The 20,217-nt window shown below is 67.0% G+C and carries 22 protein-coding genes and 1 riboswitch; of the genes, 10 read left to right on the forward strand and 12 right to left on the reverse strand.

Going from position 1 to position 20,217, the window contains the following annotated elements:
- Positions 1-2 precede the first annotated feature (2 nt).
- Positions 3-404, forward strand: a complete 402-nt coding sequence (locus G6N27_RS09895) for a DUF4345 domain-containing protein (RefSeq protein ID WP_163776174.1) — start codon at positions 3-5, stop codon at positions 402-404.
- Here the strand turns inward: G6N27_RS09895 and G6N27_RS09900 are convergent.
- Together G6N27_RS09900 and G6N27_RS09905 are read right to left on the reverse strand one after the other, a co-directional pair.
- Positions 401-571: a DUF5302 domain-containing protein gene (locus tag G6N27_RS09900; RefSeq protein WP_163776175.1), complete on the reverse strand. Its 171-nt coding sequence runs from the start codon at positions 569-571 to the stop codon at positions 401-403. The two genes, G6N27_RS09895 and G6N27_RS09900, sit on opposite strands and share 4 nt — an antisense overlap.
- Positions 572-609: 38 nt before the next feature.
- Positions 610-1,053: a PPOX class F420-dependent oxidoreductase gene (locus tag G6N27_RS09905; RefSeq protein WP_163776176.1), complete on the reverse strand. Its 444-nt coding sequence runs from the start codon at positions 1,051-1,053 to the stop codon at positions 610-612.
- Between the two features lie 53 nt (positions 1,054-1,106).
- On the opposite strand from G6N27_RS09905, the gene G6N27_RS09910 reads away from it, so the two are divergent.
- A complete protein-coding gene (locus G6N27_RS09910) occupies positions 1,107-1,649 on the forward strand; it encodes a DUF1697 domain-containing protein (RefSeq protein WP_163776177.1) in 543 nt (180 codons plus the stop codon).
- Here the strand turns inward: G6N27_RS09910 and G6N27_RS09915 are convergent.
- On the reverse strand, positions 1,637-2,002 hold the full coding sequence (locus tag G6N27_RS09915) for a GntR family transcriptional regulator (protein ID WP_163776178.1): 366 nt from the start codon (positions 2,000-2,002) through the stop codon (positions 1,637-1,639). The two genes, G6N27_RS09910 and G6N27_RS09915, sit on opposite strands and share 13 nt — an antisense overlap.
- 208 nt (positions 2,003-2,210) lie before the next feature.
- Here G6N27_RS09915 and G6N27_RS09920 point away from each other — a divergent pair, with 208 nt between their 5' ends.
- Entirely contained in the window at positions 2,211-2,924 is a 714-nt protein-coding gene (locus G6N27_RS09920) for an NAD-dependent deacylase (protein WP_163776179.1), read from the forward strand.
- Here G6N27_RS09920 and G6N27_RS09925 read toward each other — a convergent pair.
- Genes G6N27_RS09925 through G6N27_RS09935 form a run of 3 tightly spaced genes read right to left on the reverse strand, consistent with a single transcriptional unit; the run spans position 2,921 to position 6,640 of the window.
- The gene (locus tag G6N27_RS09925; protein ID WP_163776180.1) at positions 2,921-3,562 is read right to left on the reverse strand and encodes a class I SAM-dependent methyltransferase; all 642 of its coding nucleotides are present in this window, start codon (positions 3,560-3,562) and stop codon (positions 2,921-2,923) included. The two genes, G6N27_RS09920 and G6N27_RS09925, sit on opposite strands and share 4 nt — an antisense overlap.
- Positions 3,559-4,269, reverse strand: a complete 711-nt coding sequence (locus G6N27_RS09930) for a TetR/AcrR family transcriptional regulator (protein WP_170308151.1) — start codon at positions 4,267-4,269, stop codon at positions 3,559-3,561. The genes G6N27_RS09925 and G6N27_RS09930 overlap by 4 nt, the downstream gene beginning before the upstream one ends.
- Entirely contained in the window at positions 4,262-6,640 is a 2,379-nt protein-coding gene (locus G6N27_RS09935) for an MMPL family transporter (protein WP_163776182.1), read from the reverse strand. The genes G6N27_RS09930 and G6N27_RS09935 overlap by 8 nt, the downstream gene beginning before the upstream one ends.
- Before the next feature lie 304 nt (positions 6,641-6,944).
- Here G6N27_RS09935 and G6N27_RS25495 point away from each other — a divergent pair, with 304 nt between their 5' ends.
- Positions 6,945-7,076, forward strand: a complete 132-nt coding sequence (locus G6N27_RS25495; protein ID WP_264072926.1) for a hypothetical protein — start codon at positions 6,945-6,947, stop codon at positions 7,074-7,076.
- 130 nt (positions 7,077-7,206) lie between these two features.
- Here the strand turns inward: G6N27_RS25495 and G6N27_RS09940 are convergent, their stop codons facing one another.
- Complete coding sequence (locus G6N27_RS09940) at positions 7,207-7,959, reverse strand: 3-hydroxyacyl-CoA dehydrogenase (protein WP_163776183.1); 753 nt, start codon at positions 7,957-7,959, stop codon at positions 7,207-7,209.
- Between the two features lie 59 nt (positions 7,960-8,018).
- Complete coding sequence (locus tag G6N27_RS09945; protein WP_163776184.1) at positions 8,019-9,092, reverse strand: CaiB/BaiF CoA transferase family protein; 1,074 nt, start codon at positions 9,090-9,092, stop codon at positions 8,019-8,021.
- A gap of 90 nt (positions 9,093-9,182) precedes the next feature.
- Here G6N27_RS09945 and G6N27_RS09950 point away from each other — a divergent pair, with 90 nt between their 5' ends.
- On the forward strand, positions 9,183-9,995 hold the full coding sequence (locus G6N27_RS09950) for an enoyl-CoA hydratase (protein ID WP_163776185.1): 813 nt from the start codon (positions 9,183-9,185) through the stop codon (positions 9,993-9,995).
- An 18-nt stretch (positions 9,996-10,013) separates the two neighbouring features.
- On the opposite strand, the gene G6N27_RS09955 is transcribed toward G6N27_RS09950, so the two are convergent.
- Positions 10,014-10,730 (reverse strand): CPBP family intramembrane glutamic endopeptidase, encoded by a 717-nt coding sequence (locus G6N27_RS09955; protein ID WP_163776186.1) that lies wholly within the window; start codon positions 10,728-10,730, stop codon positions 10,014-10,016.
- Between the two features lie 24 nt (positions 10,731-10,754).
- Positions 10,755-11,894, reverse strand: coding sequence for an NAD(P)H-binding protein (locus tag G6N27_RS09960; RefSeq protein WP_163776187.1), 1,140 nt, complete (start codon positions 11,892-11,894; stop codon positions 10,755-10,757).
- Positions 11,895-12,134: 240 nt separating this feature from the next.
- On the opposite strand from G6N27_RS09960, the gene G6N27_RS09965 reads away from it, so the two are divergent.
- From G6N27_RS09965 to G6N27_RS09975, 3 genes are read left to right on the forward strand one after another with little or no spacing between them, the layout of a single operon-like run.
- A complete protein-coding gene (locus G6N27_RS09965; protein WP_163776188.1) occupies positions 12,135-13,175 on the forward strand; it encodes a type III polyketide synthase in 1,041 nt (346 codons plus the stop codon).
- Positions 13,176-13,178: 3 nt separating this feature from the next.
- Positions 13,179-13,688, forward strand: a complete 510-nt coding sequence (locus G6N27_RS09970) for an isoprenylcysteine carboxyl methyltransferase family protein (protein ID WP_163776189.1) — start codon at positions 13,179-13,181, stop codon at positions 13,686-13,688.
- Positions 13,678-14,691: an NAD(P)/FAD-dependent oxidoreductase gene (locus tag G6N27_RS09975; protein ID WP_163776190.1), complete on the forward strand. Its 1,014-nt coding sequence runs from the start codon at positions 13,678-13,680 to the stop codon at positions 14,689-14,691. Before G6N27_RS09970 ends, G6N27_RS09975 begins: the two co-directional genes overlap by 11 nt.
- Before the next feature lie 55 nt (positions 14,692-14,746).
- Here G6N27_RS09975 and G6N27_RS09980 read toward each other — a convergent pair whose 3' ends face one another.
- The gene (locus G6N27_RS09980; protein WP_163776191.1) at positions 14,747-15,535 is read right to left on the reverse strand and encodes a crotonase/enoyl-CoA hydratase family protein; all 789 of its coding nucleotides are present in this window, start codon (positions 15,533-15,535) and stop codon (positions 14,747-14,749) included.
- Positions 15,532-16,686, reverse strand: coding sequence for a thiolase family protein (locus tag G6N27_RS09985; protein ID WP_163776192.1), 1,155 nt, complete (start codon positions 16,684-16,686; stop codon positions 15,532-15,534). Before G6N27_RS09985 ends, G6N27_RS09980 begins: the two co-directional genes overlap by 4 nt.
- 168 nt (positions 16,687-16,854) lie before the next feature.
- Here G6N27_RS09985 and G6N27_RS09990 point away from each other — a divergent pair, with 168 nt between their 5' ends.
- Both G6N27_RS09990 and metE read left to right on the forward strand, forming a co-directional pair.
- On the forward strand, positions 16,855-17,508 hold the full coding sequence (locus G6N27_RS09990) for an SDR family oxidoreductase (RefSeq protein ID WP_163776193.1): 654 nt from the start codon (positions 16,855-16,857) through the stop codon (positions 17,506-17,508).
- Positions 17,509-17,583: 75 nt separating this feature from the next.
- Positions 17,584-17,794: riboswitch (cobalamin riboswitch) on the forward strand.
- Between the two features lie 136 nt (positions 17,795-17,930).
- A complete protein-coding gene (metE, locus tag G6N27_RS09995) occupies positions 17,931-20,204 on the forward strand; it encodes a 5-methyltetrahydropteroyltriglutamate--homocysteine S-methyltransferase (RefSeq protein ID WP_163776194.1) in 2,274 nt (757 codons plus the stop codon).
- The last annotated feature ends 13 nt before the right edge of the window (positions 20,205-20,217 follow it).

Raw genomic sequence — 20,217 nt, forward strand, 5'->3', positions numbered from 1 at the left:
GTATGAGCAGCACACCCGCCCGCTACCTGAGAAACCTCGCCGGGTTCACCGGGCTCTCCTGTCTCGTGATCGGCATCTACCACTTCGCGCTCGGCACCGCCTCGGTCCCCGGCGCGGCGGACGCCAACGCGACCGTCGACTCCCGTGAGCGGTTCTACTCCGCGTACTTCGCCGGCTACGGCGTCGCGTGGTTGGCGGCAGCCCGCAGATCTCCGGTGCGCGCCAACGAGGTACGCGCGCTGGCAGGACTCATGTTGATCAGCGCCGTGGGGCGAGCGATCTCGCTGGTCGCCAACGGACGGCCGCACTGGTTCCAGGAAGTGCTGACCGCCATCGAATTCGTCGTTCCGGCAGCATTTTTCACCCTGGCCGACGCCGACGAGAAGGCTGCGCCGGTCGCCTAGCCGCTCTTGCGACGGAACTCGCGGCGGTTTCCGGCGGCGCCGTGCGCGCCCACCTTCTTGTCGCCGCCGTCTTTGTGGTCCGATCGGTTCGACGATTTCGCGTTCTTACGCTCGAGCGCCTCCCGGAACTTGCGCTTCGTGTCGTCCTCCGACGCCGATTCAGCCATGGCCGAAGCCTAGCGGTCCCGCCGCAGTTCCGGGTACTTCACCGCACCCCGGGCGGCATGCCGTATACATGCGCGATCGGCATGGTCAGCACGACCCGGCGATCGGTGACCATCGCGCGACGATAGTCATCCCAGTCCGGGTGTTCGCCGGCGATGTTGCGGTACAACGCGATCAGCGCTTCGACGGTGTCGTCGCCGGGCGATGCCGCCGGCGGTGTGAGCGTCGCGGTGCCCTCGGCAACCGCATACGACCAGCCGTCGTCGGAACTGACCAGCAGCGAGGCCCGCGGGTCGCGGCGCAGGTTGCGGGTCTTGGCGCGCGGCTCGGTGACCGACACCTGGACGGCGACATGACGGGCGTCGAAGTAGTACGAGACGTTGGACAGTTGCGGGCGACCGTCACGCTTGAGAGTGGCGAGCACGCCGAGCGAATTGTCCGCGATCACGGCCAGCAACTTATCGTCGAACACTTGGCGGCTCATGCGACGAGCCTACTTAGTCCATCCGGTCGGCATCGGCGTTCTACCATCGCGCTATGACCCGGTACGCGGCATTTCTGCGGGGCGTCAACGTCGGTGGCGTCAACCTGAAGATGGCCGAGGTGGCGGCCGCGCTCACCGATGCGGGACTCGCCGAGGTACGGACGATTCTGGCCACCGGCAACGTCACGCTCGAGTCGCCGAAGACCGCGGAGGCGGTGCGGGCGACAGCCGAGAAGGCCCTACGCAAGCAATTCGGCTACGACGCCTGGGTGCTGGTCTACCCGATCAAGAAGGTGCAGAACATCGTCGACGGGTATCCGTTCGACGCGCAAGTCGACGGCTACCAGTCCTACGTCACGTTCGTCAGCGACAGCGACGTGCTCGACGAACTCGCAGCGCTGGCCAAAGACGCCGGGCCCGACGAGAAGATCAAGCGCGGCCCGAAGTCCGCGGACGTGATCTATTGGCAGGTACCGAAGAACAAGACGCTGGACAGCACCATCGGCAAGACGATGGGTAACAAGCGGTACAAATCGTCGACCACAACCCGCAACCTGCGCACACTGGTCAAGGTGCTGGGCGCTCAGTCTTCGTAGGCGGCCTCGAGATAACGCACCGCCTCGGCCTTGCCGAGTCCGAGTCCGTGCGCGACGTCGAGATAGGTCCGTGCCGCTTCTGCCATCGCACTGTCCGACGGGTCGGCCCGAGCGACGAATGTGCCGAAGCGCCCGCGGGTTTCGACAATCCCGGCGGCTTCCAGCTCGCGGTACGCGCGGGCGACGGTGTTGACGGCCAGTCCCAACCGGCCGGCCAGGTCGCGCACCGTCGGCAGCCGGGTCCCCGGCGACAGGGTGCCGGCCCGGATCGCCTCGATGATCTGGTTGCGGAGTTGGTCGAACAGCGGTCGTCCCGACTGACCGTCAACCCGCAGCCACTCTCCGGGTTCCACCTGCTCAGTATCCCGCAGTCCACCTCATCGCGCCGCGCGCTCTGCATCGTCGCCGGGCTGAATCCATTGCCCGGCTCTCCCCCGCAAGCGGGAGGTACCCCCACCCCATCGCGCCGCACGCTCTGCATCGTCGCCGGGCTGAATCCATTGCCCGGCTCCTCCGCATCGCGCCGCACGCTCTGCATCGTCGCCGGGCTATCTTGGTGGGGTGCGTATCACGGTCTTGTCCGGCGCGGGAATCTCCGCCGAAAGCGGTGTGCCGACCTTCCGCGACGACAAGAACGGACTGTGGTCCCGGTTCGACCCCTACGAGCTGTCCAGTGTTCAAGGCTGGCAGCGCAATCCCGAGCGGGTGTGGGGTTGGTATCTCTGGCGGCACTACCTGGTCGGCACCGTCGAGCCCAACGCAGGCCACCGCGCCGTCGCCGCATGGCAGGACCATGCCGAGGTCAGCGTCGTCACGCAGAACGTCGACGACCTGCACGAGCGGGCAGGCAGCTCACCGGTGCATCACCTGCACGGCAGCTTATTCGACTTCCGTTGTGCGACATGCGATCTGCCCTACACCGGTCAACTTCCACAGATGACGGAGCCCGCACTGGAAGTCGAGCCGCCGGGTTGCGACTGCGGCGGCTTGATCCGGCCCGACATCGTCTGGTTCGGCGAGGCGCTACCCGAGGGGCCCTGGCAGCGCGCCGTGGAGGCGACCACGACCGCCGACGTGCTGGTCGTGGTGGGAACCTCAGGCCTCGTCTACCCCGCGGCCGGATTACCTGAGTTGGCGGTGGCCCGCGGAACGGTTGTCGTGGAGGTCAATCCCGAGCCGACACCGCTGTCCAGCAGCGCCACGGTAACCGTGCGGGAAAGCGCCAGCACGGCGCTGCCGACGCTGATGCAGCGGTTGCCCGCGCTGCTGAACTAACCGGGGCGGCGCGCGCGGCCCAAGACGAATTCCGACACCGGCAGCGGCACCCACGCCGGCAACGCCTGGTCAGTACGGGTGCGTTCGACTTCGAATCCTGCGGCGCGGATCGAGTTCTCGGTGTGCCGGTGGGCGTGACAGTTACCCGCCAGCCTCGGCCACAGCGTGGTGACATCGACGAATCGCTGCAGCCTGCCCCGGATCCCCCCGCTGGCCACGTGTTCGAGGTAACGCAGCTCGCCACCGGGGTGCAGCAGCGAGAAGAGTTGCCGCAGAACAGAATCGGGCTCAGCCACCGAACACAGCACCAGTGAGCACACTACAGCGTCGAATGGTTCGGCCACCGCGAACGTTTCCACCGTGGTATTCGTCACCTCGATCGGAACGGTTGCGCCGGCAGCAGCGACGCGGGCACGCACAGCCAATCGCTGCTCGGGTTCGACGGCGACGACCTGTGTCACCGAGTCCGGGTACAGCTCGAAGTTGGTGCCGGTGCCCGCTCCCACCTCGAGGACCCGCCCGGTCAACCCGGCGAGGTTCTGCCGACGCGACTCCCGCATCTGCGCGGTCTCGTGTGCGGCGATGGTCGGCCAGATGCGAGCGAAGAACGGATGGTCGAGCGTCGTCGATGACGTCATACCGATTGACGTTTCAACGAAGGTCCCATCGCCGTCAGCCACTCCACCATGTCGTCGGGGGATGCCTCGGCACCCACCAGTCCCGTCACCATATTCCCGGTGAAGACCGCGCGCAGCACCCGGTCGGCAAAGGCCTCCGCGTCACCGAAGGGCAGATGCGGTTTGGCGATCAGCAGCGAGGCCACGCCGTGCGCGGCACTCCACAACTCCAGGGCGATCGCGGTGGCATCGCCGGGCGGGAATGTGCCTTCTTCGATCAGCGCCTGCACGGTGGCGCATATGTGCTCGAACGCCGAACTGGCCAGTGCGGCATCGACGTTGCTGCCCGACCGCCACTCGCCCATCGTCGCGATCCGGTAGAGCTCCGGGGTCTCGGTGGCAAATCGGATGTAGGCCAGCCCTTGAGCTCGCAACACCTCGACCGTGCTCGACTGCGCTGCCGAAACCCGCTGCATCTCTTCGTCCAGCTTTTCGAAGTAGCGGGCGCACACCGCGTCGAGCAGAGCGTCCTTGTCTTGGAAATGCAGGTAAATCGACGGTGGCGTCACGCCTACGCGTTCGGCCACCGAGCGGATCGACACCGCCTTGGCATGTCCGGTGCCGAGCAGGAGTTCGGTCGCGGCCTCGAGAATCTCATCGCGTAACAGGTCGCCGGACCCGCGCGGCGCGCGCCTGCGGCGAAGATTCTCCGTCGCCGGGTTAGCCACTGTCGACGACCGTCGCCGCAGCACGTGCGCCGCTGGACGCGGCGGACGTGGACGGAGACCTGTCTTCGAGGCGGTGCCGTCCGGCCGAGGGGTCGACAGTCGCCGACGCGGAATCCGACTCGCTGATCCCGAACCGATCATGGAGCCACATCAGCGGTTTGGGCGCCCACCAACTCCATCGCCCCAGAACGTGCATGAACGCCGGCACCAAGACCATCCGCACCAACGTCGCGTCGGTCAGCACCGCCAGCGTCAGGCCCAGACCGAACATCCGCATGAACGACACCTGCGCAGCGATCAACGCGGCGAACGAAATCGACATCACCACCGCGGCGGCGGTGACGACACGACCGGTCCGGGCCAGGCCGAGCGCGACACTCTCGTCGTTCTCGGCGCGAATCCGTCGGCGGTCCGCCGTAGCCGGGCGGGCCGCGGTGAACGCCAACCAGTACTCCCGAATCCGGGAAACCAGAAACACTTCGTAGTCCATCGACAGGCCGAACGCGACGCAGAACAGCAGCACCGGAATGTTGGCGACCAGCGTCTCGCTGGGCGTGGTGCCCAGCGCGTCGAGGTGGCCGTCCTGAAAGATCCACACCAGCGCGCCGAACGCCGCTGTCAGCGACAAAATGTTGCACACCAACGCTTTCAGCGGTAGCACCACACTGCCGGTGAGCAGGAACAGCAGCACGAAGGCGATGGCGGCTATCAGCCCCAACACCAGCGGAAGCCGGGCGGTGATCGCTTGCACACTGTCGCGGTTGATCTGAGCCACGCCCGCCATTTCCACCGACCGGCCCGCCGGACCGGGCACGGCGTGCAGCCGGTCGAGCTGGGTGTCGGAGGCCCGCGAGAACAGCGGTGCGGTACTGGCGACGGTGATAAACGCGCTATCGCGCCCGAGGCCGGTGGCAGCTGACGGCGGACCCACTTGCTTGCCCCCGACGAACGTCCCGGTCGGCGCCGACACAGCGGAGACGTCAGCGACGCGGGACAGGTCGGCGGCGTAGCGGTTGAGGTCGCCCGGACGCACCCCTCGAACATCCGGGACGACCACCGGCACCGCCGTCGCCGAGTCATCGGCGAAATCGTGACGCAACTCGTCACCAACCGCATGCGCCGATGCCGAAGTCGGCAGCACACGGTCGTCGGGCATTCCCCACTTCACCCCAAGGAAGGGAACCCCAAGCACCAGCAGTAACGCGACGACCGCCAGACCGACTGGCACGGCTCGCCGCATCACGAATTTTGTCGACCGGTACCAGAACAGTTGCTCTACCGGTTTAGAAGCAGGGTCTGGGCGGCCGAGTATCCGCCGCCCGAGCCGGCGTACATCCAGCGCGTCCAGCCGCGGCCCGAGCAGCACGATCGCCGCAGGCGTCACAACGATCGCCGCCACCGCGACGAAGGCCACGGTGGCCACGCCCGCATAGGCGAAGGACTTCAAGAAGTACATCGGGAAGAGCACCATCACGGCCATCGACAACGCGACAGTGGTCGCCGAGAACAACACGGTGCGGCCCGCGGTGGCCATGGTCCGGATCAGCGCCAGGTTCGGCTCGCTGCCGTCGGCCAACTCGTCCCGATAGCGGCTGATGATCAACAGCGTGTAGTCGATCGCCAGGGCCAGCCCCAGCGCACTGCTGAGGTTGAGCGCGTACGTCGACACGTCGGTGCTGAAGCTGATCAGTCGCAGTACCGACATCGAACCGACGATGGCCAGCCCGCCCAGGACGACCGGTAACGCCGCGGTCAGCAGGCCTCCGAAAACCCAGACCAGCACCAGAAAGCTCAGCGGAATCGCCAGCGACTCCATCAACAACAGATCGCGCTCGTTCTGGCGGTTGATCTGGTCGTAGGCCATCGCCACACCGCCGGCACGAACCGTTACGCCGTCGCGGTCGTGGGCGACCTGCGCCGCAATGCTCTTGGCGTACTTCTGCGCGTTGTTCTCGCCGCCTTCGAGGTTGGCGACGATCAAGCCGGATTTACCGTCCTTGCTCACCAGGCTGGCAGCCAGGTGCGACGGACCCGCGGCGGCAGGCCCGGTCCACGCCGAGGCCACGTTGAACACCCCGGGCGACCGCTGCACCTTGTCGACGATGTCGGTGGCGGCGAGACGGGCCTGGCCGCTCTGCGCGCCGCCCGGCGCGGTCAGCACCATGACCAGCTGCTGATCGCTCTGGCCGAACTTGTCCCCGAGCAACGCGATCGCCCGGGCCGACTCGGATGCCGGGTCCTGGAAGCCGCCGGCAGACAGGCTCTTGGCGACCGGCAGTCCGAATACGGCGGCTGCCGCCATCACCAATATCGCCACCGCGAGAATCCGCCGGGGAGCGGCGATGGCGAGGCGAGCGATTCGCTGCAGCATCGGCGTCCTTCCCCTCGAGATACCCACGCTAACTTATCAGCGCTAAGTTAGCAGCGCAACATGTCCGGTGCGTCGTTGCCCTCACCGATTGACACGAAATCGAACGCGCGACAGTTCATCGCAGCGCACAATTAACTGGCACATTTTCGCAGCGTATGCGATTGCACGCCTGCCCAATAGGCCAGTTCCAACCATCCGGACGCAACGTCCGGACCGCGAGCAGCCTACCGAGCGGTAACAATTGCCACGATTTTCCGAATCGTGACTCAAAGATTCCTTAAACGTTGCCCATACGCTCAACTACATGTGGATCGATGATTCGAGTGCCGACGTGATCAAAGGTGATTTCGAGGCTCTCTACAACGGCGACGTGCTGGTAGAGGGTGAGAACTCGGAACAATTCGACGATTGGCACCCGCTACCCAACGCGAGCTAGTTCGCGAGGCACGCCCTGGTACCTCTGGGCGTGCCGGTAACGAGGAGTTCGCCAGCCTCAGCCGTACTTTGGCGTTCCCTCCATGACATGCAGAAGCCCCCGCCATGAGCGGGGGCTTTTGCAATGGCAGCTAACGCGGCGCCATCCTGATAGCGCCGTCCAGCCGGATGACCTCGCCGTTGAGCATCGGGTTCTCGACGATGTGCACGGCCAGCGCGCCATATTCGTCCGGATTGCCCAGCCTGCTCGGGTGCGGCACCTGCTTACCGAGCGACTCCCGGGCCGGCTCGGGCAGGCCCGCCAGCAACGGGGTGTCGAACAGGCCGGGGGCGATCGTCACGACCCGAATGGCCTTGCTGGCCAGATCACGTGCGATGGGCAGCGTCATGCCGACCACGCCGCCCTTGGACGCCGAGTACGCGGCCTGACCGATCTGCCCGTCGAACGCCGCCACTGACGCGGTGTTGACGATGACGCCGCGCTCTTCCCCGACCAGGTCCTGCGCAGCGATCCGCTCGGCACCCAGTCGCAGCACGTTGAAGGTGCCGATCAGGTTGATCTCCACCACCTTGCGGAACAGCTCAAGCGGGAACGGTCCGTCCTTGCCGAGTGTCTTGATCGCGTTGCCGGTACCCGCGCAGTTGATCACGATGCGCAATGGGCCGAGAGATTCAGCGATGTCGAGCGCCGCGGTGACCGCCTTCTCGTCGGTGACGTCCGCGGGCGCGAAGCGCGCGCGATCACCGAGCTCGCGGACCACGTCCTCGCCCTTGAGGTCGAGCACCACCACCTGTGCGCCGGCATCGAGCAGGCGCTTGGTGGTGGCCAGGCCGAGGCCGGACGCCCCACCGGTGACGAGTGCTACGGCATCTCTGATCTCCACACACAATCCTTTCGAAGGGTCAGGCTTTCAGACGGGTTCGACCTACTGGTTGGTCGGGACTATACCCAGTCCTTGAGGACGGCTTCGGTGTCGGACCCTGGCTCCCGCGGCGGGCGTGGTTGGTCCGTGGCACTGCGGGAGAACCGCGGCGCCGGCAACGGCTGCAGGCCGTTGCCGGCCCGGTAGAAGGTGTTGCGCTCGGTGATGTGCGGCTCCGTCTCGACCTCGCCGAAGGCCAGCACCGGCGTCACGCACGCGTCGGAATCAGCGAACACCTTGGCCCAGTGGTCGCGGTCCTTACTGGCGAACACCTCGGTGAACTTGGCCCGCAACTCGGGCCAGCGGCTGCGGTCGCTCTGCGCCGGCAGGTCGGCAGGGTCCAAGCCGAGCCCGGCCAGCATCGCCGCGTAGAACTGCGGCTCGATGGCGCCCACAGCCACGTAGCGGCCGTCGGCGCATTCGTAGGTGTCGTAGTAGGGCGCTCCGCCGTCGAGCATGTTGGTGCCGCGTTCGTCGGTCCACATGCCCATCTCGCGGAATGCCCACATCATCTGCACCAGCACCGACGAGCCGTCGACCATCGCGGCGTCGACGACCTGGCCCTTGCCGGAGGTCTGTCGCTCCCACAGCGCCGACAGGATGCCGAGCAACAGGAACATCGACCCGCCGCCGAAGTCGCCGACCAGGTTCAGCGGCGGCACCGGCCGCTCGCCCACCCGGCCGATGGCGTGCAGCACGCCGTTGAGCGAGATGTAGTTGATGTCGTGGCCGGCCTGCTGACTGCGGGGGCCGGTCTGGCCCCAACCGGTCATCCGGCCGTAGATCAGCTTGTCGTTGACCTTGGCGCAGTCCTCCGGGCCGAGGCCCAGGCGTTCGGTGACGCCGGGCCGGTAGCCCTCGATCAGCACGTCGGCCTTGGCGACCAGCTTCAGCACCAGGTCGCGGCCCGCTTCGGACTTGAGGTCGGCGACGACGAACCGGCGGTTGCGCAGCATCGGGTCGGTGCCGCTGGCGCCGGGCCGGTCGACGCGAACGACGTCGGCACCGAGATCCCCGAGGATCATCGCAGCATGCGGGCCGGGGCCGATTCCGGCCAATTCGATGACTCGCAACCCTGTCAGCGGTCCCGCCATTTCACCCGACCTCTCTGTCGACCAACGCTGACTGGCATCTTCGCAGTCGGCTTGATCGACCCCGCACCCTGGTGGCTTACAGTCGAGTTCATGACCGCCATCGACTCAGGTATCGACACCCTCACACCCGTGGACGGGCTTGCCGTCTCGCTGGCCGACGGCGTGCTGTCGGTGACGATCGACCGTCCGGACAGCCTGAATTCGCTGACGCTGCCGGTATTCGAGGGTCTCGCCGACGCCGTGGAGCAGGCGGCGAACGATCCGCGGGTGAAAGTGGTGCGGTTGGGCGGCGCGGGCCGCGGCTTCTGCTCGGGCGCGGGGATGAGCGCCGACGACGTGGCGGGCGCCGGCCCCGGCGACGAGCTGATCCTGGCGGCAAACCGGGTGGTGCGGGCGATCACGGCGCTACCGCGCCCGGTCGTCGCCGTCGTTCAGGGCCCGGCGGCCGGTGTCGGCGTCTCGATCGCGTTGGCATGCGATTTGGTATTGGCTTCGGAAGCAGCGTTTTTCATGCTCGCCTTCACCAAGATCGGCTTGATGCCCGACGGCGGCGCCTCGGCGCTGATCGCCGCCGCGATCGGCCGGATCGGTGCGATGCGGATGGCGTTGCTGGCCGAGCGGCTACCGGCCGGCGAGGCGTTGGCCTGCGGCTTGGTCAGCGCGGTCTATCCGGCCGACAGCTTCGAAGCCGAGGTGGACAAGGTGGTGGCCGGGCTGCTGAACGGCCCCGCCGTGGCGTTCGCCAAGACGAAGCAGGCCATCAACGGGGCCACGCTCACCGAGTTGGAGCCGACTCTGCAGCGCGAACTCGAGGGTCAATCCGTGCTGCTGAATTCGCACGACTTCCGCGAGGGCGCAAGAGCTTTCCAGCAGCGCCGCAAACCCGCCTTCACGGATATCTGAGCACCGACAGCCGAGCGCTCACAGCCCGAACAGCGGGGGGAGCGCGAGCAGCACGACCAAGGTCCACACGAAGTGGGTCAGGATCGGCGCCAGCACCCCGCCGGTGGCGCGGCGTTCCATTGCGCACACCGTTCCGAGAAAGATCGCAGCGAATCCGAGCATCAGCTGTCCGCTGGCCAGGGTGGCGATGACGTACACCACGGTCGAGATCACCAGCGGGTGGTATCGCACCACCGCGGTGTACAGCGCGCCGCGGTAGAACAGCTCCTCGCCGATGGCACCGAGGAGTGCGACGGCCATCGTCGGCCGCCACGCTCCCTGATCGGCGTACTGCAGCACGCGGGTGATGAGCTCGGCGACAACCGGGATCTGCCGGGCGACCAACCCGCCGAGCACGAAGACGCCGCCGAGCAGTAGGCCGATGACAGTGCCGCTGACCACCGGACGCTGGTTTCGGCCACGCCAGCGAGCGCCGCCGAGGTGCAAAGGTCCGGACAAGAACGCGCCGAGCGCCCACACGCCCGCAAGCGTGAGCGACCACCAGTAGAAGCTCGGCTCACCGGGGTGGCTTCGAAGGGCGAAGCTCAGCGCCGCGGCACCGAGCACCAACACGATCGCGACGATGATCCGCCTGCGTCGTACGACGCCGGGTGGTTCGTTATGCGGCACAGCGACATTGACGATCCCGCGGCGGATCTCCTCCAGGGCGCTGGGCGTGGGGCTGACTTCAGTCATCGACTCGCTCTGCATCGGCTCGTGTCATGCGAAATGCACCTTCGGTGTCAGGGTGATCAGGATGTCAAGACCGGTCCGCAGCGCTCCGGCAATCGGGCCGGGAACAGCTTTCACCAATCCGAGGCCGGGTCGCGCGATCGATGGTGTCACTATGCACGCAAGTCGCCGCAACCGCAGCGCATCGCCGCCCGTCCACGCAGGATCGCTGTCGGCGAGGTGGTGTGGATCAGCGAGAGCGTTCACCGGCCGTGGCCGACCATTGGACAGCGAGCGCGATATCGCGTCGGCTATCGACAGCAGTCCGCCCTTCGGATCGGGAACCAACTCGCGCAGGCCGGCGCCGCTGGCTTTCATCGGATAGTCCAGCGACTCGACCAGGTCCGCGGCCAGTCCGTCGGGCACCGGCAGCGCCAGCGCGGTCACCCAGGAGGCCACCGTGGTGTCGATCCCCCACACCGGCACACCGGTATGCCACTTGCCGGCAATGCGTGAATATGTCTTAAGCAGTGCGCGGTACGACGTGGTGTCCGGACCGGCGATGTCATACGCACCCGCCGGAACCTGTTCGGTGTCCGCGGCAGCGACGAGGTAATGCAGCACATCGCGAATGGAAATCGGATCGATCGGGTTGTCCATCCACTTCGGTATCGGGATCACCGGGAAGCGGTCACCGACGTAGCGCAACATCTCGAACGACGTCGAGCCCGCGCCGAATATCACCGCGGCGCCGATCCACACCACTTCCGGGCCGCCCTCGATCGTCAGCGCCTCGGCGACCTCGGCCCGGCTGGTCAGGTGTTCGGACAAATCCTCGCCCGAGGGAACGAAGCCACCGAGGTACACGATGCGACGGACGCCGGCATCTTTCGCCGCGGCCGCGACGTTGCCGGCCGCGATGCGGTCGGCATCGCGGAAGTCCGGCTGGCCGATGGCGTGCACGAGGTAGTAGATGACGTCGACCGGGCCGGCCACAGCCAGGGCCGCGCGAGCCGACTCCGCATCGGAGGCATCTAGGTGTAGGGGTTTGACGTCGTCGAACCATCCGAAATCGCCGAGCCGCGCGGGGTCGCGGGTGGCGGCGAGGACCTCATGGTCTGCCGCCAGAAGCGCCGTGACCAGCCGCGATCCCACATACCCGGTCGCGCCGGTCACAAGAATGCGCACAGTTTCAACCTAACGATTGTGATGTGTACCGAACACTTCGTTCAGTTGTTGCCCGGCGACCAGTTGGGCAAACCGAAGTGTCGGTCGTCACACCGACCGGCGGAAGGTGCTTCAGATTTCCGGCATATTGTTGTTATGTTCCAATTGACCGGATCAATCAAGACCGCGGCGTAGCCCGCACTAGGCACATGAACACGAATACCGAACGCCCGTCTACCCCTTTCGGCAGGTGGTGACGCCATGACATCGAACCCGTCCATCGCGGCCGTAGCCGTCGAGTTTCCGCCGCACCAGGTCGGCCAGCAGGAAGCACTGTCCGGCCTGACCGGGTTCGGCGGCCCGCAATTCGACCGTTTCGCAGCTAGCGCCGGAGTCGAGAGACGCCGCCTTGCGATACCGCTGCCGGAGTACGGCAAGTTGAGTGGTTTCACTGAAGCCAACGACACCTACATCGACGTCGCGTTGACGCTCGGTGAGCGCGCGATCCTCGCGGCACTGGACGCCGCCAACATCACACCCACCGACGTCGATGTCGTCTTCTCGACGACGGTGACCGGCCTGGCCGTGCCCACCATCGAGGCCCGGTTGGCGACGCGCCTCGGCATGCGGCCCGACGTCAAGCGGGTGCCGCTGTTCGGACTCGGCTGCGTCGCCGGTGCCGCCGGCGTGGCCCGTATGCACGATTACCTGCTGGCTTTCCCCGATCAGGTGGGGCTGTTGCTCGCCGTCGAACTGTGTTCGTTGACGCTGCAGCGCGACGACTACTCGATCGCCAATCTGGTGGCCGCCAGCCTGTTTGGTGACGGGGCGGCGGCAGTCGTCGCCAAGGGGGCCAACCGTACGCCCGCCGGTCCCACGGTGCTGGACACCCGCAGCCGGATCTACCCCGACACCGAAGACGTGATGGGCTGGGACATCGGCAGCACCGGCTTCAAGATCAAGCTGTCCACCGAGGTAGCCAACGTCGCCGAAAAGTATGTGGGCGAGGACGTCCGGAACTTTCTCAGTGATCACGGCCTGACCACCGCAGACATCGGGACATGGATCTGCCACCCCGGTGGGCCCAAGGTGATCGAGGCCATCGAACACACACTTGACCTGCCCGAGAATGCCCTCGACCACACCCGGAAATCGTTGCGCGACAACGGCAACTTGTCGTCGGTGTCGGTGCTCGATGTGCTCCGGGCGAACCTGGCCGACCCGCCCGCACCCGGATCGTTCGGGCTGATGATCGCGATGGGACCGGCGTTCTGCTCGGAACTCGTACTGCTCGGCTGGTAGGCCGTGTACTACCTGCTGATTCTGGCGGTCGGCTTCGAGCGCCTCGCCGAGCTGATCGTCTCCAAACGCAACGCGCGGTGGGCGTTTGCCCAGGGCGGCAAGGAATTCGGCCATCAACACTATCCGGTGATGGTCACGATCCACACCGCGCTGCTGCTCGGATGCGTCCTCGAGGTCTGGGCGTTGCACCGGCCGTTCATCCCGTGGCTGGGCTGGCCGATGCTCGCACTGGTGGCGTTGACCCAGGTGCTGCGTTGGTGGTGTGTGACGACCCTGGGCCCGCGATGGAACACGCTCGTGATCGTGGTCCCCGAGGCACCGTTGGTCAGACGGGGACCGTATCGATGGCTGCATCATCCGAACTACCTGGCTGTCGTCACCGAAGGTGTCGCGCTTCCACTGGTGCACACCGCGTGGCTGACCGCGCTCTGTTTCACACTGGCCAATGCGCTGCTGCTGACGGTGCGCATCCGGGTGGAGAACGCGGCGCTGGGTTACACCCATGCCGTATGACGCCGACCTGTTGATTGTCGGTGGTGGGCCCGGCGGCCTCGCCACCGCGTTATACGCACGCAGGCAAGGACTTTCGGTGATCGTCGCCGAGCCGCGGGGCACGCCGGTCGACAAGGCATGCGGTGAAGGGCTGATGCCCGGCGGTCTTGCCGAACTGACGTCGTTGGGCGTCGACCCGGCCGGCCTGCCGATTCGGGGCATCGCGTACCTGGACGGGCGCCGACGCGCCGAGGCGCGCATTCAGACCGGTCCGGGCCGCGGCGTGCGGCGGACCACTCTGCATGCTGCGCTCGCCGCGCGCGCCAAAGAGCAAGACACCGAATGGATTTCGACCCGAGTTACGACCGTTGAGCAAGACGCAGCGGGCGTCACCGCGGCCGGGGTGCGCGCGAAATGGTTGGTGGCGGCGGATGGCCTGCATTCGACGGTGCGCTCCGCCGTCGGTATCGGCGCGGCAGCGGGCAGGCCTCGACGGTACGGCGTCCGGTGGCACTTTTCGGTGCCCGCATGGTCGGAATTCGTTGAGGTGTACTGGTCGCCGTTGGGCGAGGCCTACGTGACGCCGGTCGAGCCCGACCTGGTCGGCGTGGCGATCCTGTCGGGTGGCCAACCCGACCTCGCCTGGTTCCCGCGGCTGGCGCAGCGCCTTGCCGACGCCGACCGCGGACAGGCGCGGGGCTGCGGCCCACTGCGACAAGTGATTTCGCGTCGAGTCGCCGGCCGGGTGCTCTTGGTCGGCGATGCAGCAGGGTATGAGGACGCGTTGACGGGCGAGGGCATCAGCTTGGCCGTCAAGCAGGCCGGCGCGGCCGTAGCTGCGATCGTCAACGACGCCCCGCAGTCGTACGAGGCGGAGTGGCGCCGGATCACCCGCGACTACCGGATACTGACCCGCGCCCTGGTTTTGGCTACCGCGACCCGTGCCGGGCGGCGTGCGATCGTCCCGGCGTCGTGCGGCCTGCCAAGCGTGTTCGGCCGTGCGGTCAACGCACTGGCACGCTAAGCGTGGCTCAACCCGGCGACCCGCTGCGCCCGGCTTCGCCGCGCTTACGATCGCGTTAGCGCGCTTTCCAGACCGGCTTGCGCTTCTCTGCGAACGCCAACGGCCCCTCCTTGGCGTCCTCGGTCCGCAGCAACGTCGAGAATTCACGGGCGGTGCGGGCCCAGCTCGGCTCCTCGTCGGGAATGACGCCGTCGTCGGCGCCGCATGCGATCCGCTTGCTCGCCTGCACCGACAGCGGCGCATTGACGGTCACCCGCTCGGCCAGGGCCAACGCGGCGTCCAGCACGGTGCCGTCCGGGACGACCTGGTTGATCAATCCCCAGTTGGCGGCCTCGGCAGCGCTGATCGGCTCTCCGGTGAGCAGCATCTGCATTCCGATCTTGCGGGGCAGTTGCTCGGCGATGCGGAACACGCCACCGGCGCCGGCCAGCAGTCCGACCTTGACCTCGGGCAGACCGAACTGCGCGCGTTCTTCGGCGACCACGAGATCACTGGCCAACGCCAACTCGGTGCCGCCACCGAGTGCGGTGCCGTTGACCGCGGCGATGGTCGGCTTGTCGATGAAATGGTGGACGTAACCGGCGAAGCCCCACTCCGCGTGATCAGGGTGATACAGGTTCTCCCGACGCGAAATCGCCTTGAGATCCGCTCCGGCGCAAAACGATTTGTCGCCGGCGCCGGTGATGACCACCGCCCGCACGTCGGCGTCGTCTTGGGCCTGTTGTAACGCGTCGCCGACGCCGATGCTCACCGCGCCGTTGACGCAGTTACGCGCCTCCGGCCGGTTGATCGTGATGACCAGGACGTTGCCCCGGCGCTCGGTGAGCACCGCGGGTTCGCTCACAGCAGCTCCACGATGGTGGCGTTGGCCTGGCCGCCGCCCTCACACATCGTCTGCAACCCGTAACGAATTCCCTTGTCCCGCATGTGGTAGAGCATCGTCGTCATGATCCGGGCACCGGATCCGCCGAGCGGGTGACCGAGCGCGATCGCGCCGCCGTTGGGGTTGAGCTTCTTCTCGTCGGCCCCGATGTCCTTCAACCAGGCCAGCGGCACCGGCGCGAACGCCTCGTTGACCTCGAAGACACCGATGTCGTCCAGCGACAGACCGGAGCGCTTCAGCGCCTTCTGGGTGGCCGGGATCGGTGCGGTCAGCATGATCACCGGGTCGGCGCCGGCCAGCACCGCGGTGTGCACCCGCGCGATCGGCGTGAGCTTCAGTTCCTTCGCCTTCTCCGCCGTCATGAACAGCAGCGCCGCCGACCCGTCGGAGATCTGGCTGGAGTTGCCGGCGTGGATCACGCCGTCTTCCTTGAAGGCAGGCTTGAGCTGTGCCATCTTCTCGATCGGCGTGCCGCGACGGATGCCCTCATCCTTCAGCACGACTGAGCTCTCCGAGCCATCCGTAACCTTGATGCCGACGATCTGGTCATCGAAGGCACCGGAATCCTGTGCGGCCGCAGCCTTTTCGTGAGAGCCGAGGGAGAATTGGTCGACCGCGGTCCGATCGAATCCCCATTGCTCGGCGATCATCTCCGCGCCGATGCCCTGGTTGGGCGTCCGGTCGTAGCGGGCCTTGAAGCCCGGCGAGAACGGGTTGCCGCCGTTGGCCAGTGAGGCACCCATCGGCGTCCGCGACATCGACTCGACGCCACCGGCGACCACCACGTCGTAATGCCCGGCAACCACGCCCGCAGCGGCGAAGTGAATCGACTGCTGACTGGATCCGCACTGCCGGTCGACGGTCACGCCGGGCACGGTCTCCGGCCACCCCGCGGCCAACAGCGCAGTGCGGCCGATGTCCATCGACTGCTCCCCGGCCTGCATGACGCAACCCCAGATCACGTCGTCGACGAGCCCGGGATCGATGCCGGCTTTCTCGACCAGCCCGTTGAGCACCTGGGCCGACAGGTCGGCGGCGTGCACGCCGGACAAGCCGCCGTTCCGCTTTCCGACCGGTGAACGAACTGCCTCGACAATGACGGCTTCAGCCATGACGTATCTCCTTTGAACTCAGGCCTTTGTGCCCGACTCCGCCTCGGGCCCAGCGGCCCGCATCGTCGTCGCGCGGTACTTTCCCTCGATTGTTGACCAACCGCTTAGTTGGGCCGCCGCCGGGGTGCCCTACCGGCGGGTAGCGTCGCGCTCCGTACGTTGGAAGACATGTCGCGCATTGTCATCATCGGCGGCCACGGCAAGGTCGCCCTGCACCTGGCCCGCATGCTGTCCGACCGCGGAGACCAGGTGACGTCGGTGTTCCGCAACCCCGACCACGCCGACGACGTCACCGCCACCGGGGCCCGTCCGGCCGTCGCCGACGTCGAGCACCTGGACACCGGCGCGCTCGCCGATCTGCTCGCCGGCCACGACGCGGTGGTGTTTTCCGCCGGCGCGGGTGGCGGTGACCCGGCCCGCACGTACGCCGTCGACCGCGACGCCGCGATCCGGGTGATCGACGCCGCCGGCCGGGCTGGCGTGCGGCGCTTCGTCATGGTGTCCTACTTCGGCGCTGGCCCGCATCACGGCGTCTCACAGGATAATTCGTTCTTCCCGTATGCCGAGGCGAAAGCGGCGGCCGACGCCCATCTGCGTGCCAGCGAACTGGACTGGACCGTGCTGGGGCCGGGCCGTCTGACGCTGGAGCCGGCGACCGGCCGGATCGCGGTCGGCGCCGGCAAGGGAGAAGTCTCACGCGAAGACGTCGCGTTGGTGGCGGCCGCCGTGCTGAACGACGACGCGACGATCCGGCGCACCATCGACTTCAACAACGGTGACCTGCTTATCCCTGAAGCGCTTGCTAGCAGCGGCGATCGCTAGCGCGGCGAAGCCGGGCGCGGCGGGTCGCCGCCATCAATCGGGTAATCTCAGCGCCGCAGCTGGTTTGCCGGCAACGCCGTAGATGGCGCCGTCGGCATCGAACGAAGCATGTTAGATGTGCTTCGTAAGAGGGAACCCGGTGGGAGTCCGGGACTGTCCCGCAGCGGTATGCAGGAACGACCGCCGTCATCAGCACTGGTCGCAAGACTGGGAAGCGACGGCCATTAGGAGCACCACGCGGTGCGCGCCTGTGAGTCCGAAGACCTGCCGGCTGTGCCGGGTGCGCCGCGCCTGGCGGTTCACCGCCTCGTGGAATGGGCGTCTGGCCGTAACGGTTGCAGTGGCTATGTGCGCGCTGCACCGGACCGGTTCTGCGTCCGTTGGCGGCGACCACCCCGTCGATTGAAGGACGAAGAACCATTGTGACCGCAAAACCGTTTACCGCCACCGTCACCGGCTCCCCGCGCATCGGCCCGAAACGCGAGCTCAAGCGCGCCACCGAGAGCTACTGGAAGGGCAAGACCAGCCGATCAGAGCTCGAGAAGATCGCTGCGACCCTGCGCCACGACACCTGGGCCCAGCTGGCGGACGCCGGCCTGGACTCGGTACCGATCAACACGTTCTCCTACTACGACCAAATGTTGGACACCGCCGTGTTGCTCGGCGCGCTGCCCGCGCGGGTGCAGGCCGTCTCCGACGACCTCGACCGCTATTTCGCCGCCGCGCGGGGCACGGGAGACGTCGCGCCGCTGGAGATGACCAAGTGGTTCGACACCAACTACCACTACATCGTCCCCGAGATCGGGCCGAAGACGACGTTCTCGCTGCATCCCGAGAAGGTGCTGTCGGAGCTCAAAGAGGCTCAGCAGCAAGGTATTCCGGCGCGCCCGATCGTCATCGGTCCGATCACCTTCCTGCTGCTGAGCAAGGCCGTCGACGGCGGGGACGCACCGATCGGACGGATCGACGAGCTGACTGCGCTGTACGCCGACCTGCTCGACCAGCTGGCCGACAAGGGCGTGGAGTGGGTGCAGATCGACGAACCTGCTCTGGTCACCGACATCTCCCCCGACGCCCCCGCGCTGGCCGAACGCGTCTACAACACGCTCGGCGGGCTGGCCAAGCGTCCCGCGATTCACGTCGCCACCTACTTCGGTGACCCCGGCGCGGCGTTGGCGGCGCTGGCACGCACACCGGTCGAGGCGATCGGGGTCGATCTGGTCTACGGTGCCGACGCTGCCATCGCCACGGTTCCCGATTTAGCCGACAAGACGCTGGTGGCCGGGATCGTCGACGGACGCAACATCTGGCGCACCGACCTGGACAGTGCGCTGAGCACGCTGGCCGGCCTGGTCGGAAGCGTGGGCGCGGTGGCTGTTTCGACATCGTGTTCGACGCTGCACGTGCCCTACTCGCTGGAGCCGGAAACCGACCTGGACGACGCGCTGCGCAGCTGGCTGGCGTTCGGCGCCGAAAAGGTGCACGAGGTCGCCACTTTGGCGCGGGCGTTGAAGGACGGTCGCGACGCGGTGGCCAAGGAGATCGAGGCGTCCAACGCCGCGGTGAAGTCGCGTGCGGCCGACCCGCGCCTGCACGTCGACAAGGTACGCGAACGGATCGACTCGATCGCCAAGTCCGGCGGCACCGAGCGTGGACCGGCCGACAAGCGTCGCGAGGAGCAGACCGAGCGGCTGCATCTGCCGCCACTGCCGACCACGACCATCGGCTCCTACCCGCAGACATCGGCAATTCGCAAGGCGCGTGCGGCATTACGGTCCGGCGAGATCGACCAAGCCGAATACGAGAAGCGGATGCGCAAAGAGATCGCCGACGTCATCAAGCTGCAGGAGGATCTCGGCCTCGACGTGCTGGTGCACGGCGAGCCGGAGCGCAACGACATGGTGCAGTACTTCGCCGAGCAGTTGGAAGGTTTCTTCGCCACCGACAACGGCTGGGTGCAGTCCTACGGCAGCCGCTGCGTTCGCCCGCCGATTCTCTACGGCGACGTGACCCGGCCGCAGCCGATGACGGTCGAGTGGATCACGTACGCGCAGTCGTTGACCGACAAGCCGGTCAAGGGCATGCTCACCGGTCCGGTGACGATTCTGGCGTGGTCGTTCGTCCGCGACGACCAGCCGCTGGCCGACACCGCAAACCAGGTGGCGCTGGCGATCCGAGACGAGACGGTGGACCTGCAGGAGGCCGGCATCGCCGTGATCCAGGTCGACGAGCCGGCGCTGCGTGAGCTGTTGCCGTTGCGCGACGCCGACAAGCAGGCTTACCTGGACTGGGCGGTCGGCTCGTTCCGGCTGGCGACCTCGGGTGTTTCGGACTCCACGCAGATCCACACGCACCTGTGCTATTCGGAGTTCGGTGAGGTGATCGGTGCGATCGCCGACCTTGACGCCGACGTCACGTCGATCGAGGCGGCCCGCTCGCACATGGAGGTACTCGACGACCTCAACGCGGCCGGCTTCGCCAACAGCGTGGGGCCGGGTGTCTACGACATTCACTCGCCGCGGGTGCCCAGCACCGACGAGATCGCCGCGTCGCTGCGCGCTGCTTTGAAAGCCGTTCCGGCCGAGCGACTATGGGTCAACCCGGACTGCGGCCTGAAGACGCGCAACCCCGAAGAGGTCAACGCGTCGCTGACCAACCTGGTCGCGGCGACCAGGGAAGTTCGCGCCAACGCGTAGTTACGCGATCGAA

The sequence above is a fragment of the Mycobacterium cookii genome, assembly GCF_010727945.1.
Taxonomy (GTDB): Bacteria; Actinomycetota; Actinomycetes; order Mycobacteriales; family Mycobacteriaceae; genus Mycobacterium; species Mycobacterium cookii.

What these genes read in the sequence shown, in the direction of transcription:
- G6N27_RS09965 (WP_163776188.1), top strand. Translation starts at nt 12,135, where the DNA reads ATGACATCGAACCCGTCCATCGCGGCCGTAGCCGTCGAGTTTCCGCCG.
- G6N27_RS09975 (WP_163776190.1), top strand. Translation starts at nt 13,678, where the DNA reads ATGCCGTATGACGCCGACCTGTTGATTGTCGGTGGTGGGCCCGGCGGC.
- G6N27_RS09910 (WP_163776177.1), top strand. Translation starts at nt 1,107, where the DNA reads ATGACCCGGTACGCGGCATTTCTGCGGGGCGTCAACGTCGGTGGCGTC.
- G6N27_RS09985 (WP_163776192.1), bottom strand. Translation starts at nt 16,686, where the DNA reads ATGGCTGAAGCCGTCATTGTCGAGGCAGTTCGTTCACCGGTCGGAAAG.
- G6N27_RS09950 (WP_163776185.1), top strand. Translation starts at nt 9,183, where the DNA reads ATGACCGCCATCGACTCAGGTATCGACACCCTCACACCCGTGGACGGG.
- G6N27_RS09900 (WP_163776175.1), bottom strand. Translation starts at nt 571, where the DNA reads ATGGCTGAATCGGCGTCGGAGGACGACACGAAGCGCAAGTTCCGGGAG.
- G6N27_RS09955 (WP_163776186.1), bottom strand. Translation starts at nt 10,730, where the DNA reads ATGACTGAAGTCAGCCCCACGCCCAGCGCCCTGGAGGAGATCCGCCGC.
- G6N27_RS09905 (WP_163776176.1), bottom strand. Translation starts at nt 1,053, where the DNA reads ATGAGCCGCCAAGTGTTCGACGATAAGTTGCTGGCCGTGATCGCGGAC.
- G6N27_RS09925 (WP_163776180.1), bottom strand. Translation starts at nt 3,562, where the DNA reads ATGACGTCATCGACGACGCTCGACCATCCGTTCTTCGCTCGCATCTGG.
- G6N27_RS09895 (WP_163776174.1), top strand. Translation starts at nt 3, where the DNA reads ATGAGCAGCACACCCGCCCGCTACCTGAGAAACCTCGCCGGGTTCACC.
- G6N27_RS09990 (WP_163776193.1), top strand. Translation starts at nt 16,855, where the DNA reads ATGTCGCGCATTGTCATCATCGGCGGCCACGGCAAGGTCGCCCTGCAC.
- G6N27_RS09935 (WP_163776182.1), bottom strand. Translation starts at nt 6,640, where the DNA reads ATGCTGCAGCGAATCGCTCGCCTCGCCATCGCCGCTCCCCGGCGGATT.
- G6N27_RS09945 (WP_163776184.1), bottom strand. Translation starts at nt 9,092, where the DNA reads ATGGCGGGACCGCTGACAGGGTTGCGAGTCATCGAATTGGCCGGAATC.
- G6N27_RS25495 (WP_264072926.1), top strand. Translation starts at nt 6,945, where the DNA reads ATGTGGATCGATGATTCGAGTGCCGACGTGATCAAAGGTGATTTCGAG.